At 41.9% G+C, this 14,339-nt stretch carries 15 protein-coding genes; all 15 read left to right on the forward strand.

Translation table 11 applies throughout. From position 1 onward, the window contains the following. Positions 1 to 41: 41 nt before the first annotated feature. Positions 42 to 1,793, forward strand: coding sequence for an endolytic transglycosylase MltG (gene mltG / locus A6J84_RS01620; protein ID WP_000927563.1), 1,752 nt, complete (start codon positions 42 to 44; stop codon positions 1,791 to 1,793). Positions 1,794 to 1,855: 62 nt separating this feature from the next. Next, on the forward strand, positions 1,856 to 2,338 hold the full coding sequence (greA, locus tag A6J84_RS01625; protein WP_000818765.1) for a transcription elongation factor GreA: 483 nt from the start codon (positions 1,856 to 1,858) through the stop codon (positions 2,336 to 2,338). Between the two features lie 76 nt (positions 2,339 to 2,414). Then, on the forward strand, positions 2,415 to 3,779 hold the full coding sequence (locus A6J84_RS01630) for an amino acid permease (protein ID WP_001293565.1): 1,365 nt from the start codon (positions 2,415 to 2,417) through the stop codon (positions 3,777 to 3,779). A 100-nt stretch (positions 3,780 to 3,879) separates the two neighbouring features. Next, positions 3,880 to 4,290: a GNAT family N-acetyltransferase gene (locus A6J84_RS01635; RefSeq protein ID WP_000558479.1), complete on the forward strand. Its 411-nt coding sequence runs from the start codon at positions 3,880 to 3,882 to the stop codon at positions 4,288 to 4,290. Between the two features lie 198 nt (positions 4,291 to 4,488). After that, positions 4,489 to 4,698 (forward strand): helix-turn-helix transcriptional regulator, encoded by a 210-nt coding sequence (locus tag A6J84_RS01640; RefSeq protein WP_001107502.1) that lies wholly within the window; start codon positions 4,489 to 4,491, stop codon positions 4,696 to 4,698. Then, the gene (locus tag A6J84_RS01645) at positions 4,688 to 5,176 is read left to right on the forward strand and encodes a DUF6773 family protein (protein ID WP_000797147.1); all 489 of its coding nucleotides are present in this window, start codon (positions 4,688 to 4,690) and stop codon (positions 5,174 to 5,176) included. The genes A6J84_RS01640 and A6J84_RS01645 overlap by 11 nt, the downstream gene beginning before the upstream one ends. 116 nt (positions 5,177 to 5,292) lie before the next feature. Next, positions 5,293 to 6,753, forward strand: coding sequence for a nicotinate phosphoribosyltransferase (locus A6J84_RS01650; RefSeq protein WP_049477481.1), 1,461 nt, complete (start codon positions 5,293 to 5,295; stop codon positions 6,751 to 6,753). Further along, positions 6,750 to 7,574: an ammonia-dependent NAD(+) synthetase gene (gene nadE / locus A6J84_RS01655; protein WP_049477482.1), complete on the forward strand. Its 825-nt coding sequence runs from the start codon at positions 6,750 to 6,752 to the stop codon at positions 7,572 to 7,574. The genes A6J84_RS01650 and nadE overlap by 4 nt, the downstream gene beginning before the upstream one ends. Before the next feature lie 398 nt (positions 7,575 to 7,972). After that, positions 7,973 to 8,524, forward strand: a complete 552-nt coding sequence (locus A6J84_RS01660; RefSeq protein WP_001147907.1) for a GNAT family N-acetyltransferase — start codon at positions 7,973 to 7,975, stop codon at positions 8,522 to 8,524. 163 nt (positions 8,525 to 8,687) lie between these two features. Beyond that, on the forward strand, positions 8,688 to 9,398 hold the full coding sequence (gene ccdA2 / locus A6J84_RS01665) for a thiol-disulfide oxidoreductase-associated membrane protein CcdA2 (protein WP_000370911.1): 711 nt from the start codon (positions 8,688 to 8,690) through the stop codon (positions 9,396 to 9,398). 13 nt (positions 9,399 to 9,411) lie between these two features. After that, positions 9,412 to 9,975: a redoxin family protein gene (locus A6J84_RS01670; RefSeq protein ID WP_000759248.1), complete on the forward strand. Its 564-nt coding sequence runs from the start codon at positions 9,412 to 9,414 to the stop codon at positions 9,973 to 9,975. Between the two features lie 9 nt (positions 9,976 to 9,984). Continuing rightward, positions 9,985 to 11,097, forward strand: a complete 1,113-nt coding sequence (msrB, locus tag A6J84_RS01675) for a peptide-methionine (R)-S-oxide reductase MsrB (RefSeq protein WP_000998578.1) — start codon at positions 9,985 to 9,987, stop codon at positions 11,095 to 11,097. Between the two features lie 70 nt (positions 11,098 to 11,167). After that, positions 11,168 to 11,905: a response regulator transcription factor gene (locus A6J84_RS01680; RefSeq protein ID WP_000222612.1), complete on the forward strand. Its 738-nt coding sequence runs from the start codon at positions 11,168 to 11,170 to the stop codon at positions 11,903 to 11,905. Further along, positions 11,902 to 13,593 (forward strand): sensor histidine kinase, encoded by a 1,692-nt coding sequence (locus A6J84_RS01685; RefSeq protein WP_049477483.1) that lies wholly within the window; start codon positions 11,902 to 11,904, stop codon positions 13,591 to 13,593. The genes A6J84_RS01680 and A6J84_RS01685 overlap by 4 nt, the downstream gene beginning before the upstream one ends. Positions 13,594 to 13,702: 109 nt before the next feature. Further along, a complete protein-coding gene (locus tag A6J84_RS01690; protein WP_049477484.1) occupies positions 13,703 to 14,266 on the forward strand; it encodes a TIGR01440 family protein in 564 nt (187 codons plus the stop codon). Positions 14,267 to 14,339: the final 73 nt, after the last annotated feature.

The raw sequence follows: 14,339 nt of genomic DNA on the forward strand, positions 1-14,339 counted from the left end.
ACTTTTAAGATATAATATTAGGGATTGTCAACAAGGAGGTAATGCTTTTGACTGAAAAATCAAGAGAAGAAGAAAAATTAAGCTTTAAAGAGCAGATTCTACGTGATTTAGAAAGAGTAAAAGAACAAGATAGAAGAGAGAAAGAAGTAGAGATTCCAAATCTGACGGCTTCATCATCTCAAGCTAGTTCAGCAACTCCTTCAGATCTTGAACCAGAAACATCAACAGAGGAGTTGATGGCTGATTCCCTATCTGTTGTCGATAAAATCCTAAAAAATGCACCAAGTGTTCCTCCACTTTCAAGTGCTAGAACTGATGAAACGGATGGACAAGAAGAGAAAGAGATTAGACAGCCAATCATCGATAAGATTGAAGTTGTAGAATCTGACGAACCTCTAGTAGAGCCGATTCATCTGGCTGAAGAACCTGTAGTGGAAACTGTTCAACCTAAGGTAGAACCAGTTGAGCTTAAACCCGAAGAAAAAGAATTTAACGATACTCCGACTAAGGTAGCCGTAACCTATAAAACAGAAGATAAGAAAGAGGAAATCACCCCAGGAATGCCTGAAAGAGTTGAGCCTGTTTCTACAGAATCTACCAGTGGATTAGCTGATGCTCCACGTCGTAGTCGTCGTCAAGGTGCAACATCAACTAAGAAAAAGAAAAAATCAAAAGCCAAAGGTTGCCTAGTAACAGTTCTAGTTCTCCTAGTACTCGTTGCAGTCGGTGGTTACTTTGGTTATGGTTACGTTCAAGATTCTTTGAAACCTGTTGATGCGAGCTCTAAGGACTATGTAACGGTTCAAATCCCAGACGGAGCAAACGTTCAAGAAATTGGAAGCACCTTGGAAAAATCTGGTCTGGTTAAACATGGACTTATCTTTAGTCTTTATGCTAAATACTATAGCCATGCCAACTTGAAGTCAGGTTATTATAACTTGAAGAAGAGTATGAGTACGGATGAGTTGATTCAAGAATTGCAAAAAGGTGGGACTCCTGAAGCTCAGGCACCTGTTCTTTCAAACTTGACCATTCCAGAAGGCTATACATTAGAGCAAATCGCTCAAACAGTAGGACAACTTCAAGGTGAATTTAAAGAACCTCTTACTGCGGATGCTTTCTTGGCAAAAGCTCAAGATGAGACCTTTATCTCACAATTAGTAGCCAAGTATCCAAACCTACTTGGAAGTCTTCCAACAAAAGATAGTGGCGTTCGTTATCGTCTTGAAGGCTACCTTTTCCCAGCGACCTATACAATCAAAGACAGTACAACTGTTGAAAGTTTGATTGATGAGATGGTGGCTGCTATGGATAAGGCTATGTCACCATATTACGCTACGATCAAAGAAAAGAATCTGACAGTTAATGAATTGCTCAGCATTGCTTCTCTTGTCGAAAAAGAAGGAGCTAAGACCGAAGACCGCAAGAAAATCGCAGGTGTCTTCTATAACCGCTTGAATGCCGGTATGCCACTTCAAAGTAATATCGCTATCCTATATGCTCAAGGAAAACTTGGTCAAAAGATTAGTTTAGCAGATGACGCTGGAATTGATACAACGATTGATTCACCATACAATGTTTACACACATCTTGGCCTCATGCCTGGACCGGTTGATAGCCCAAGTTCGGATGCGATTGAAGCAAGTGTAAACCAGACAAAGAGTGAGTACTTGTACTTTGTAGCCAATGTTGAAGATGGTAAAGTATACTTTGCAACAACAAAAGAAGAACATGATCAAAACGTTGCAGAGCATATCAATAGCAAGTTACCTCAAGCAAGTAGTTCAAACTAAAATTATGTGGTTTTCCACATAATTTTGTTTTAAAAAAGTAAATAGAAAAGAAAGTTAAAAAAATGGCAGAAAAAACTTACCCAATGACCCTTGAAGAAAAGGAAAAACTAGAAAAAGAATTAGAGGAGTTGAAACTCGTCCGTCGTCCCGAAGTCGTAGAGCGTATCAAGATTGCTCGTTCCTATGGAGACCTTTCAGAAAATAGTGAGTATGAAGCAGCGAAAGATGAACAAGCTTTTGTTGAAGGTCAAATTTCAAGTCTAGAAACAAAGATTCGTTATGCTGAAATTGTTAATAGCGATGCAGTTGCCCAAGATGAGGTAGCAATCGGTAAAACAGTAACAATCCAAGAAGTCGGTGAAGACGAAGAAGAGGTCTACATCATCGTCGGTTCTGCAGGTGCAGATGCTTTTGCTGGTAAAGTCTCAAATGAAAGTCCGATTGGCCGTGCTCTAATTGGCAAGAAGACTGGCGATACTGCAACGATTGAAACACCAGTTGGTAGCTATGATGTCAAAATCTTAAAGGTTGAGAAAACAGCCTAAATAGGATGAAAAAGGAGTAGTGAAGGTTTTGCCTTGCTCAACTCCTTTTTGGTTTTTTGGATAAAAAGGAGACTATATGAGTGAAAATAAGAAGAAAAACAAAATGGAGCGTGGATTAACCAATCGCCATGTTCAGGTGATGGCCATTGCGGGAACAATCGGAACAGGACTTTTCCTAGGTGCTGGTCGCTCTATCAGCCTTACTGGACCTTCGATCATTCTGATTTACATGATTACAGGAGCCTTTATGTTTTTGATGATGAGGGCTGTTGGAGAGATGCTGTATCAGGATCCAGAACAACATACCTTTATCAACTTTATCACCCGTCATTTGGGGAAAGGCTGGGGATATTTCTCAGTTTGGTCTTATTGGCTGTCAGTTGTCTTTATCGGTATGGCAGAAATCACTGCCATCTCAGACTATGTCCGCTTCTGGTTTCCCACATGGCCTAGCTGGATGATTCAGCTTGTCTTTTTAACGATTTTGGCTTTGGTCAACCTGATTGCAGTTAAGCTTTTTGGAGAAGTCGAGTTTTGGTTTGCTATGGTCAAGATTGTGGCGATTTTAGCCATGATTGCCACTGGGATTTTTATGGTTTTGACAGGCTTTAAGACACCGCATGGTGTTGCAAGTTTGGCAAATATCAGCGACCAGTTCTCTCTTTTTCCAAACGGAGTTATGAACTTTGTCATGGCCTTTCAAATGGTATTTTTTGCCTATCTGATGATTGAGTTTATCGGGGTGACAACTTCTGAAACAAAGAACCCTCGTCAGGTCTTACCTAAAGCTGTTAAGGAAATTCCTCTCAGAATTATCTTCTTCTATGGGGGAGCTCTCATTGCGATTATGGCCATTATTCCTTGGTCTTATCTTAATTCTTCAGATTCTCCATTTGTAACGGTTTTTGAACTGGCAGGGATCAAGTGGGCAGCGGCTCTAATCAACTTTGTTGTCTTGACCTCAGCAGCGTCTGCGCTTAACTCAACTCTCTACTCAACAGGGAGACACTTATATCAGATTGCCCATGATTCGCCAAATCGTTTCTTAAAGGCCATCAAGGTCGATACCCTTTCTCGTCACAATGTTCCACAAAATGCCATCATTGCCTCAGCAATCTTGATTGCTCTCGCTGCCTTTATCAATGTGCTACCAGGTGTTTCAGATGCCTTTGCTTTGATCACCGCATCCTCATCAGGTGTTTACATCGCGATTTATATCTTGATAATGGTGGCCCATCTCAAATACCGCAAGTCACAAGATTTCATGGCTGATGGCTACCTCATGCCTCAGTATCGCTTGCTTAATCCCCTAACCATTCTCTTTTTTGTCTTTGTTTTTGTGACTCTCTTTTTGCAAGAGTCCACTTTCATGGGGGCAGTTGGTTCTGCTATCTGGATCTTTGTTTTTGGGATTTATAGTCAGTGGAAATTTAGAAAATAAATCATGAACTCATCAACTCTGTTTGGTGAGTTTTTGCTAGTTTGACAGTTTATTGAAATATGACTATAATCAAGTTGTAGCAGTTTATTAGGAGGTTTGAATGCACGTTAGATTGGAAAATAAGGAATCGCTTAAAGCGCAAGAAATAGGGGATTTGATTCGTGCTTATAATCGTTCCAAAAGAGAAGAGGTTGAGAGCGAGCCACTGAATCTTTATCTCGAAGACGAAAAGGGCAATCTCATGGCGGGCTTAGTAGCTGAGACTTTCGGAAATTGGCTGGAAATCGAATATTTGTTTGTGAAAGAGGAATTACGGGGACAAGGAATCGGTTCGAAACTATTGCAGCGAGCTGAAAGTGAAGCTAAGAAACGAAACTGTCGTTTTGCTTTTGTCAATACTTACCAGTTTCAAGCGCCAGATTTTTATATAAGCCATGGCTACAAGGAAGTCTTTACCTTGCAAGACTATCCCTACACAGGGCAAAGATTTTATTACCAAAAGGATTTGTGACCTAGACTTCTTTCTTTTGGAGAGGAACTTAGCTAAGTATCAAAAAAGAACGAATACTCTTTATCATGTAAGATGATAGAGAGTTTTTTTGTTAATAAAATATTACAAAATGACATTTATATATTGCATTAAGTTAGATATATGGTATAATGTTTTTAAAAGAGGCGCAACTTTTTAAAATTTTGAAGGAGGACGCTAGTGGCTAAAAATTTAAAATTAAAATTAGCTCGGGTAGAGCGTGATTTAACACAAGGGGATTTGGCAGAAGCTGTGGGTGTTACTAGGCAGACTATAGGCTTGATAGAAGCAGGGAAATATAATCCTAGTCTCTCCCTCTGTCAGTCCATTTGCAGATGCTTAGGAAAAACATTAGATCAATTATTTTGGGAGGAAGAAGATGAAAAATAGATTTTTTTATTATCAATTATTAGACGAAAGAGAAGAACAACTGATTAACAAAGCTGGGACAGAGTCTTTTCATGTGTTTATCGGGCTCATTCTGCTAAGTTATTTGGTGGCAATATTAGCACCTGCTCTTTTTAATCCTGATATTCTTCTGGTTACCCTTTTATTAGGAATTTTATTCTTTTTCAATCGTGCACGACAACTTGGAGTGACCTACTATAGTCGTTTTCATTTTACAATTATAGGGTGTTTGCTGGTAACTCTCGCTATTACGTCTCTCTTGATGTTGCAGAATTATCAATTCAACATAGAAATTTATCAGCACAACCCTTTGAACGTTAAATACTTGTCTGCTTGGGCCATTACTTATCTGATTTACCTTCCTTGGGTTTTTATCGCCAATCTCGGCCTTAAAAGTTATGGCGAATGGGCTCAAAAAAAGTTTGAGCAAGATATGGATGAACTGGAGAGTGGGAATTAGCTTGTTAAGTTTTTATCAATCTTGAAAAAATGTGTTATAATAGTACTAATTTATCGGATGGTGTGAAAGTGGCAGAATACGTTCATGCCTTTGTAAAGTAGGAAGAAGGAAAACAGATGTATCCAGATGATAGTTTAACATTGCACACGGACTTGTACCAGATCAACATGATGCAAGTTTACTTTGACCAAGGAATTCACAATAAAAAGGCGGTCTTTGAAGTTTATTTCCGCCAGCAACCGTTTAATAACGGCTATGCGGTTTTTGCTGGTTTGGAAAGAATTGTACATTATCTTAAAGACTTGCGCTTTTCAGATAGCGATATTGCCTACTTGGAGACGCTTGGGTATCATGGAGAATTCTTGGATTACCTACGAAATCTCAAGTTAGAACTAACGGTTCGTTCTGCTCAGGAAGGGGACTTGGTTTTTGCTAATGAGCCGATTGTGCAGGTTGAAGGACCTCTAGCCCAATGTCAATTGGTCGAAACGGCTCTTTTAAACATCGTTAACTTTCAAACCTTGATAGCGACAAAGGCAGCACGTATTCGTTCAGTCATTGAAGATGAACCCTTGATGGAATTCGGGACACGTCGTGCGCAAGAAATGGATGCAGCTATCTGGGGAACACGCGCAGCCGTGATTGGTGGAGCCAATGGTACTAGTAATGTACGAGCAGGGAAGCTCTTTGGTATTCCTGTCTTAGGTACTCATGCTCATGCCTTGGTACAGGTTTATGGAAACGACTATGAGGCCTTTAAGGCCTATGCGTCAACCCATCGTGATTGTGTCTTTCTAGTAGATACTTATGATACTTTGCGAATCGGTGTGCCAGCTGCCATTCAGGTAGCGCGTGAGTTGGGTGATAAGATCAATTTTAAAGGCGTTCGTATCGACTCTGGGGATATTGCCTACATTTCCAAGAAAGTCCGTCAGCAACTGGATGAGGCTGGTTTTACAGAGGCTAAGATCTATGCTTCTAATGACCTCGATGAAAATACCATCCTTAACCTCAAAATGCAACACGCTAAGATTGATGTCTGGGGGGTGGGTACCAAGCTGATTACAGCCTATGATCAGCCAGCTCTTGGGGCAGTTTATAAGATTGTTGCGATCGAAGATGAGAATGGTCAGATGCGCAATACCATCAAGCTTTCAAGTAATGCTGAAAAAGTATCGACCCCAGGTAAGAAGCAGGTATGGCGCATTACCAGCCGTGAAAAAGGCAAGTCAGAAGGTGACTACATTACTTATGATGGTGTGGATGTGAGTGACATGACAGAAATCAAGATGTTCCATCCAACTTATACCTACATCAAAAAGACCGTTCGTAATTTTGATGCCGTTCCTCTCTTGGTTGATATTTTCAAAGCAGGAACATTAGTTTACAACCTGCCTAGTTTGACTGAGATTCAAGCCTATGCTCGTAAGGAATTTGACAAGCTATGGGATGAGTATAAACGGGTTCTCAATCCGCAACATTACCCGGTAGACTTGGCGCGTGATATTTGGCAAGATAAGATGGACTTGATTGATAAGATGCGCAAAGAAGCCCTTGGCGAAGGAGAAGAAGAATGAGTTTGCAAGAAACCATAATCCAACAACTAGGTGTCAAGCCAGTGATTGACGCCCAGGAGGAAATTCGTCGTTCGATTGACTTCTTAAAAAGATACTTGAAAAAACATCCCTTCCTTAAAACCTTTGTACTAGGGATTTCTGGGGGTCAGGATTCAACCTTGGCAGGGCGTTTGGCGCAATTAGCTATGGAAGAAATGCGAGCAGAGACAGGAGATGACAGCTATCAATTTATCGCTGTCCGCCTGCCCTATGGCGTGCAAGCTGATGAAGCAGATGCTCAAAAAGCCCTCGCTTTCATCCAGCCAGATGTCAGCTTGGTTGTGAATATTAAGGAATCAGCTGATGCAATGACAGCTGCAGTCGAAGCGACAGGAAGTCCTGTTTCAGACTTTAATAAGGGAAATATCAAGGCGCGTAGCCGTATGATTGCCCAATATGCCCTTGCGGGTGCCCATAGCGGAGCTGTCATTGGAACAGACCATGCTGCGGAAAATATCACAGGCTTTTTTACTAAGTTTGGTGACGGTGGTGCAGACATTCTCCCTCTTTACCGCCTCAATAAACGTCAAGGGAAACAACTCTTGAAGGAACTTGGTGCAGACCCAGCACTTTATGAAAAAATCCCAACAGCAGACCTAGAAGAAGAAAAACCAGGTATTGCAGACGAAGTCGCACTTGGAGTCACTTACAATGAAATTGATGACTATCTAGAAGGCAAAACCATCAGTCCAGAAGCTCAAGCGACTATTGAAAACTGGTGGCAAAAAGGCCAACACAAACGCCACCTACCAATCACCGTATTTGATGACTTTTGGGAGTAAAAAGGTCCTGTGGACCTTTTTACCCTGAGCCTAGAAATGGGAAAGCGAAGAAGGTCCGGGGGACCTTTTTAGCTTCTTGCCTTGAAACTCGAGAGCAAGAATAACCTCCAGTGGAGGTTTTTACCCTGAGCCTAGAAATGAGAAAGCGAAGAAGGTCCGGGGGACCTTTTTAGCACGAGTCTAGAAACAGGAAAACGAGGCAGATTCGGTAACTCGTAGTGTTCGATTTTCCTTGTCTCACCCCCGCAACGATGACTAGGTTTGAAAAAGCTTGGTAAAGCGCATTTCAAACCAGACAGCGACTGCGTCAAATAACTAGATGAAAAACTTGTTTTCTAGCTGTTATTGAGTATAGTCTTTTTACCCTGAGCCTTAAGCTTAGAAAGCGAGGTAACATTATGCAAGCAATCGGTACACAAATGTTACAGACAGACCGATTAATCTTGAGAAGATTTGTGGAGAGTGATGCGGAAGCCATGTTTCAAAATTGGGCTTCGTCTGCTGAGAATCTAATCTATGTCTCTTGGGATCCTCATCCTGATGTCGAGGTGACTCGGAACTCGATTCGAAATTGGGTTGCATCCTATACTAATCCCAACTATTACAAATGGGCCATTTGTCTCAAAGAGAACCCAGAGCATGTGATAGGAGATATCAGCATCATTGAAATGCACGAGGAAGATTTAAGTTGTGAAATTGGGTATGTTTTAGGAAAAAACTTTTGGGGCCGAGGTATGATGACAGAGGCCTTGAAAGCTGTGTTAGACTTTTGTTTTACTCAAGCAGGCTTTCAAAAGGTCAGAGCTCGCTACGCTAGTCTCAACCCAGCTTCAGGTCGTGTGATGGAAAAAGCGGGAATGTCTTATCTAAAAACCATTGCCAATGGTGTGGAGAGAAAAGACTACGTTGCGGACCTTATTTATTACCAGATAAGCAGGGAAGACAGGTGATTCGCTTTTCTGTTTCTACCAAAGTCAGACCTTGTCTGGCTTTTTTTGTGCCAGATTTCTAAATAAACTGATTAAATTCCTATTTTTGCCTATCATTGTCCCTGTTTTTTCTGGAGTTTTGGGGATATAATAGACCTATCAAATCAAAGAATGGAGGAAGGCAATGGACAATGTAATCTTTTTTATCAGTGTTTTTCTTGCTGGAATTCTTTCCTTCTTTTCTCCTTGTATCTTACCCGTGTTGCCAGTCTATGCAGGGGTTTTACTTGATGACAAAGATGGTGCTCAGGCTTCCAGCGGAAAATTTTCAATCTCAGTTGTTAGTTTATTGCGAACTTTGGCCTTTATAGCGGGGATTTCTTTTATCTTTATCTTACTGGGTTATGGAGCTGGTTTTTTAGGCAATTTGCTTTATACTTCCTGGTTTCAGTATGTGACAGGTGCGATTATCATTCTCTTGGGCTTACACCAGATGGAAGTCCTACATTTGCAGGGCCTCTACAAGGAAAGAAGGCTACAATTAAAGAGACAGGGGCAAAAGGGTAACGGCTATAGTCAAGCATTTTTACTGGGGTTGACCTTTAGTTTTGCTTGGACGCCGTGTGTAGGGCCGGTTTTGGGCTCTGTTTTAGCCTTGGCGGCTTCTGGTGGCTCAGGTGCTTGGCAGGGAGCTGGTCTCATGTTGGTTTACACGCTGGGATTGGCACTACCATTTTTGGTTCTAGCTCTCGCCTCCAGCTATGTTTTGAAACATTTCCGAAAACTCCATCCTTATCTCGGGACCCTCAAAAAAGTGGGTGGTTTCCTCATTATCGTGATGGGAATCTTGGTGCTTTTGGGAAATGCTTCCATTTTGACTACATTATTTGAATAGAGAGGAAAAAGAAATGAAAAAATGGCAAACATGTCTCCTTGGAGTAGGCTCAATCTGTTGCTTGGCAGCCTGTTCGGCTAAAAATATGGCAGACGAGTCTACTATGAAGGAGCAAACCAAAACAGAACAAGTTAGTTCACAAACTGCCACTAAGGGTCAGGAAGTCGCTAATTTTGAACTGACAGGTGTAGATGGCAAGACCTATCGTTTATCTGACTACAAGGGCAAGAAAGTTTATCTCAAATTCTGGGCTTCTTGGTGTTCCATCTGTCTAGCCAGCCTTCCAGATACGGATGAAATCGCTAAAGAAGCTGGTGATGACTATGTAGTTTTGACAGTGGTCTCTCCTGGACACAAAGGTGAACAAGCAGAAGCGGACTTTAAGAATTGGTACAAGGGCTTGGATTATAAAAATTTCCCAGTTCTAATTGATCCATCAGGTAAACTCTTGGAAAGTTATGGTGTCCGTTCTTATCCGACTCAAGCCTTTATAGACAAGGAAGGCAAGCTGGTCAAAACGCAACCAGGTTTTATGGATAAGGAAATGATTTTAAAAGAATTGAAAGAAATGGGGTAGAGAAAGGCTATGAATGATAAAGTAAAACTTTTTGTCTTGGCAGGGGTCATTCTCCTAGCCATAACCGGTTTCTATTTTCTATTGATGCGAAATGCAGGGCAGACAGATAGCTCGCAAATTGAGAAAGCATCCGTTAGCCAAGGAGCAAAAACAGTGAAAAAAACAGAAGTGAGTAAAGACGCAGACTTGCACGAAATTTATCTAGCTGGAGGATGTTTCTGGGGAGTGGAGGAATACTTCTCACGCGTGCCTGGAGTGACAGATGCCGTTTCTGGCTATGCAAACGGTAGAGGGGAAACAACCAAGTACGAATTGATTAACCAAACAGGTCATGCGGAAACCGTCCATGTCACTTACGACGCCAATCAAATTTCCCTCAAGGAGATCCTGCTTCATTACTTCCGCATTATCAATCCAACCAGCAAAAATAAACAAGGAAATGATGTGGGGACCCAGTATCGTACTGGCGTTTATTACACAGATGACAAGGATTTGGAGGTAATCAACCAAGTCTTTGATGAAGTTGCTAAGAAATATGACCAACCTCTGGCAGTTGAAAAGGAAAACTTGAAGAATTTTGTGGTGGCGGAGGATTATCACCAAGACTACCTCAAGAAAAATCCAAATGGCTACTGTCATATCAATGTTAATCAGGCTGCCTACCCTGTCATTGATGCCAGCAAATATCCTAAACCAAGTGACGAGGAATTGAAAAAGACCTTGTCACCTGAGGAGTATGCAGTTACCCAGAAAAATCAAACAGAACGAGCTTTTTCAAACCGCTATTGGGATAAATTTGAATCCGGTATCTATGTGGATGTGGCAACTGGCGAACCCCTCTTTTCATCAAAGGACAAGTTTGAGTCTGGTTGTGGCTGGCCTAGTTTCACCCAACCAATTAGTCCAGATGTTGCTACCTACAAGGAAGATAAGTCCTACAATATGACACGCATGGAAGTGCGGAGCCGAGTTGGAGATTCTCACCTTGGTCATGTTTTTACAGATGGACCTCAGGACAAGGGGGGCTTGCGCTACTGTATCAATAGTCTCTCTATCCGCTTTATTCCCAAAGACCAAATGGCAGAAAAAGGCTACGCTTATTTACTAGATTATGTAGATTAAGAAGTCTTTCCTAAGCAGTTAGAGGAGAATTTTGCTATACTGATACTAGTAAGTGGTAAAGGAGCAGAGCATGACCTACACAATCTTAATCGTAGAAGATGAGTATCTGGTAAGACAAGGCTTGACCAAGCTGGTCAATGTAGCAGCCTACGATATGGAAATCATCGGTCAGGCTGAAAATGGAAGACAGGCTTGGGACTTGATTCAACAACAGGTGCCGGATATCATTTTAACCGATATCAATATGCCTCAGCTAAATGGCATCCAGTTGGCCAGGCTGGTCCGAGAAACCTATCCCCAGGTGCATTTGGTATTTTTGACGGGTTACGATGATTTTGATTATGCCTTGTCTGCCGTCAAACTCGGTGTAGATGATTACCTGCTCAAACCCTTTTCTCGTCAGGATATTGAGGAAATGTTAGGGAAAATCAAGCAAAAACTAGACAAGGAAGAAAAAGAAGAGCAGTTACAAGATTTATTAACCGATAAGTTTGAGGGAAATATTGCTCAGAAAATCCAGTCCCATCTAGCTGACAGTCAGTTTAGTTTGAAGTCTTTGGCCAGTGACCTAGGTTTTAGTCCGACTTATTTGAGTTCCTTGATTAAGAAAGAGTTGGGCCTGCCTTTTCAGGATTATTTGGTGCGAGAACGTGTCAAACAAGCCAAGCTTTTGCTCTTGACAACGGATTTAAAGATTTATGAGATAGCCGAAAAGGTTGGTTTTGAAGATATGAACTACTTTACCCAACGTTTTAAACAGATTGCAGGTGTGACACCTCGTCAGTTTAAGAAAGGGGAAGGTCGATGAAGCGTTCTTCTCTCCTAGTCAGAATGGTTATTTCCATCTTTCTGGTCTTTCTCATTCTCCTAGCTGTGGTTGGGACTTTCTATTATCAATCTAGTTCATCAGCCATTGAGGCCACTATTGAGGGCAATAGCCAAACGACCATCAGCCAAACTAGCCACTTTATTCAGTCTTATATCAAAAAATTAGAAACCACCTCGACCAGTTTGACCCAGCAGAAGGATGTCCTAGCCTATGCTGAGAATCCTAACCAAGACCAAGTCAAGGGAATCCGAGATCTGTTTTTGACTATCTTAAAGGCAGACCAGGACTTGAAAACGGTGGTACTGGTCACCAAATCCGGTCAGGTTATTTCTACAGATGATAGTGTGCAGATGAAAACTTCCTCAGATATGATGGCTGAGGATTGGTACCAAAAGGCCATTCATCAGGGAGCTAAGCCAGTTTTAACCCCAGCTCGTAAATCAGATAGTCAATGGGTCATTTCTGTTACTCAGGAACTTGTTGATGAAAAGGGAGCCAATCTTGGTGTGCTTCGTTTGGATATTTCCTACGAAACTCTGGAAGCCTATCTTAACCAACTCCAGTTGGGCCAGCAGGGCTTTGCCTTTATCATCAATGAAAACCATGAATTTGTCTACCATCCTAAACGTACTGTCTATAGCTCAGCGAGTGAAATGGAGGCCATGAAACCTTACATCGAGACGGGGCAGGGCTATACGCTAGACCATCAATCCTACGTCAGTCAGGAAAAGATTGCAGGAACTGATTGGACGGTGATAGGCGTGTCTTCGTTGGAGAAGTTAGACCAGGTTCGGAGTCAACTCATGTGGACCTTGCTTGGTGCTAGTGCCTTATCTCTTCTTGCCTGTCTCTGCTTGGTGTGGTTCAGTCTCAAACGCTGGATTGCCCCTTTGAAGGATTTGAGAGAAACCATGCTGGAAATTGCTTCTGGTACACAAAATCTGCGTGCTAAAGAAGCTGGCGCCTATGAACTGAGAGAAGTGACTCGTCAGTTCAATGCCATGCTGGATCAGATTGATCAGTTGATGACAGATGTGCGCAGGCAGGAAGAAGCGACCCGGCAGTATGAACTTCAAGCCTTGTCGAGCCAGATTAACCCCCATTTCCTCTATAATACTTTGGACACTATCATCTGGATGGCTGAGTTTCAGGATAGTCAGCGAGTGGTTCAGGTGACCAAGTCCTTGGCAACCTATTTCCGCTTGGCGCTCAATCAAGGCAAGGATTTGATTTCTCTTTCTGATGAAATCAATCATGTCCGCCAGTACCTCTTTATCCAGAAACAACGCTATGGGGATAAGCTGGAGTATGAGATTGATGAAGATCCTGCTTTTGGTAACCTAGTCTTACCCAAGTTGGTGCTACAACCCCTTGTAGAAAATGCTCTTTACCATGGCATTAAGGAAAAGGAAGGTCAGGGACATATTAAAGTTTCTGTTCAGAAACAGAATACAGGGCTTGTCATCCGCATTGAGGATGATGGCGTTGGCTTCCAAGCTGCTGGCGATAGCAGTCAAAGTCAGCTCAAACGTGGGGGAGTTGGCCTTCAAAATGTCGACCAACGACTCAAACTTCATTTTGGAAACAATTACCAGATGAAGATCAATTCTGTACCCGAAAAAGGGACGATAGTTGAAATATGCATTAATAAAATAGTAATTAGCTAACTCCCAGTCTATTCTGGGAGTTTTGCTTTTAAAAATCAGAATGATTAGTTGGCCTTGATAAAATCAGTAAAAAAAGATATGATAGATAGTGACAAAAGAGGTATCAAGTATGAAGGAAAAAGACATTCAAAGAGCAACAAGCCAGATTGTAGAAGATGTGTTAGAAAAGGCTAATTTGAAGCAAGGAGCTATCTTTGTTTTGGGCCTTTCTTCTAGTGAGGTGATAGGTGGTCAGATTGGCAAGGAATCCAGTCAAGAAATTGGGGAAATCATTGTGAAAACCATTCTAGATATCCTAGAGGGAAAAGGGATTCATCTAGCTGTTCAAGGTTGTGAACATGTCAATCGAGCCCTCGTCGTTGAACGTCAGGTGGCAGAGCAGCTTGGTCTTGAAATCGTCAGTGTCCTTCCTACACTTCATGCAGGAGGTTCCGGTCAGTTGGCAGCCTTCAAGTTTATGCGGGATCCAGTTGAGGTTGAATTTATCAAGGCCCATGCTGGATTGGATATCGGAGATACTGCGATTGGCATGCATGTCAAGCATGTTCAGGTTCCGATTCGCCCTCTTTTGAGAGAAATTGGGCATGCCCATGTAACGGCTCTTGCAAGTCGCCCAAAACTCATTGGAGGTGCGCGTGCGCAGTATCCACAAGATTCTATCAGAAAGTCGTGAACTTATTCTGTAGTAACAGAAGAAAAGTAAAAGACAGAGGAAAAATGGTATAGATACCAGGACTTCCTCTGTT

Source organism: Streptococcus sp. FDAARGOS_256, from assembly GCF_002289235.2.
In the GTDB taxonomy this organism is placed as follows: domain Bacteria; phylum Bacillota; class Bacilli; order Lactobacillales; family Streptococcaceae; genus Streptococcus.

Bases quoted from the DNA above. Each gene is read 5' to 3' on its own strand.
- A6J84_RS01685 (WP_049477483.1), top strand. From the start codon at position 11,902: ATGAAGCGTTCTTCTCTCCTAGTCAGAATGGTTATTTCCATCTTTCTG.
- A6J84_RS01670 (WP_000759248.1), top strand. From the start codon at position 9,412: ATGAAAAAATGGCAAACATGTCTCCTTGGAGTAGGCTCAATCTGTTGC.
- mltG (WP_000927563.1), top strand. From the start codon at position 42: ATGCTTTTGACTGAAAAATCAAGAGAAGAAGAAAAATTAAGCTTTAAA.
- greA (WP_000818765.1), top strand. From the start codon at position 1,856: ATGGCAGAAAAAACTTACCCAATGACCCTTGAAGAAAAGGAAAAACTA.
- A6J84_RS01630 (WP_001293565.1), top strand. From the start codon at position 2,415: ATGAGTGAAAATAAGAAGAAAAACAAAATGGAGCGTGGATTAACCAAT.
- A6J84_RS01635 (WP_000558479.1), top strand. From the start codon at position 3,880: ATGCACGTTAGATTGGAAAATAAGGAATCGCTTAAAGCGCAAGAAATA.
- A6J84_RS01680 (WP_000222612.1), top strand. From the start codon at position 11,168: ATGACCTACACAATCTTAATCGTAGAAGATGAGTATCTGGTAAGACAA.
- A6J84_RS01645 (WP_000797147.1), top strand. From the start codon at position 4,688: ATGAAAAATAGATTTTTTTATTATCAATTATTAGACGAAAGAGAAGAA.
- A6J84_RS01690 (WP_049477484.1), top strand. From the start codon at position 13,703: ATGAAGGAAAAAGACATTCAAAGAGCAACAAGCCAGATTGTAGAAGAT.
- ccdA2 (WP_000370911.1), top strand. From the start codon at position 8,688: ATGGACAATGTAATCTTTTTTATCAGTGTTTTTCTTGCTGGAATTCTT.
- nadE (WP_049477482.1), top strand. From the start codon at position 6,750: ATGAGTTTGCAAGAAACCATAATCCAACAACTAGGTGTCAAGCCAGTG.
- msrB (WP_000998578.1), top strand. From the start codon at position 9,985: ATGAATGATAAAGTAAAACTTTTTGTCTTGGCAGGGGTCATTCTCCTA.
- A6J84_RS01660 (WP_001147907.1), top strand. From the start codon at position 7,973: ATGCAAGCAATCGGTACACAAATGTTACAGACAGACCGATTAATCTTG.
- A6J84_RS01650 (WP_049477481.1), top strand. From the start codon at position 5,293: ATGTATCCAGATGATAGTTTAACATTGCACACGGACTTGTACCAGATC.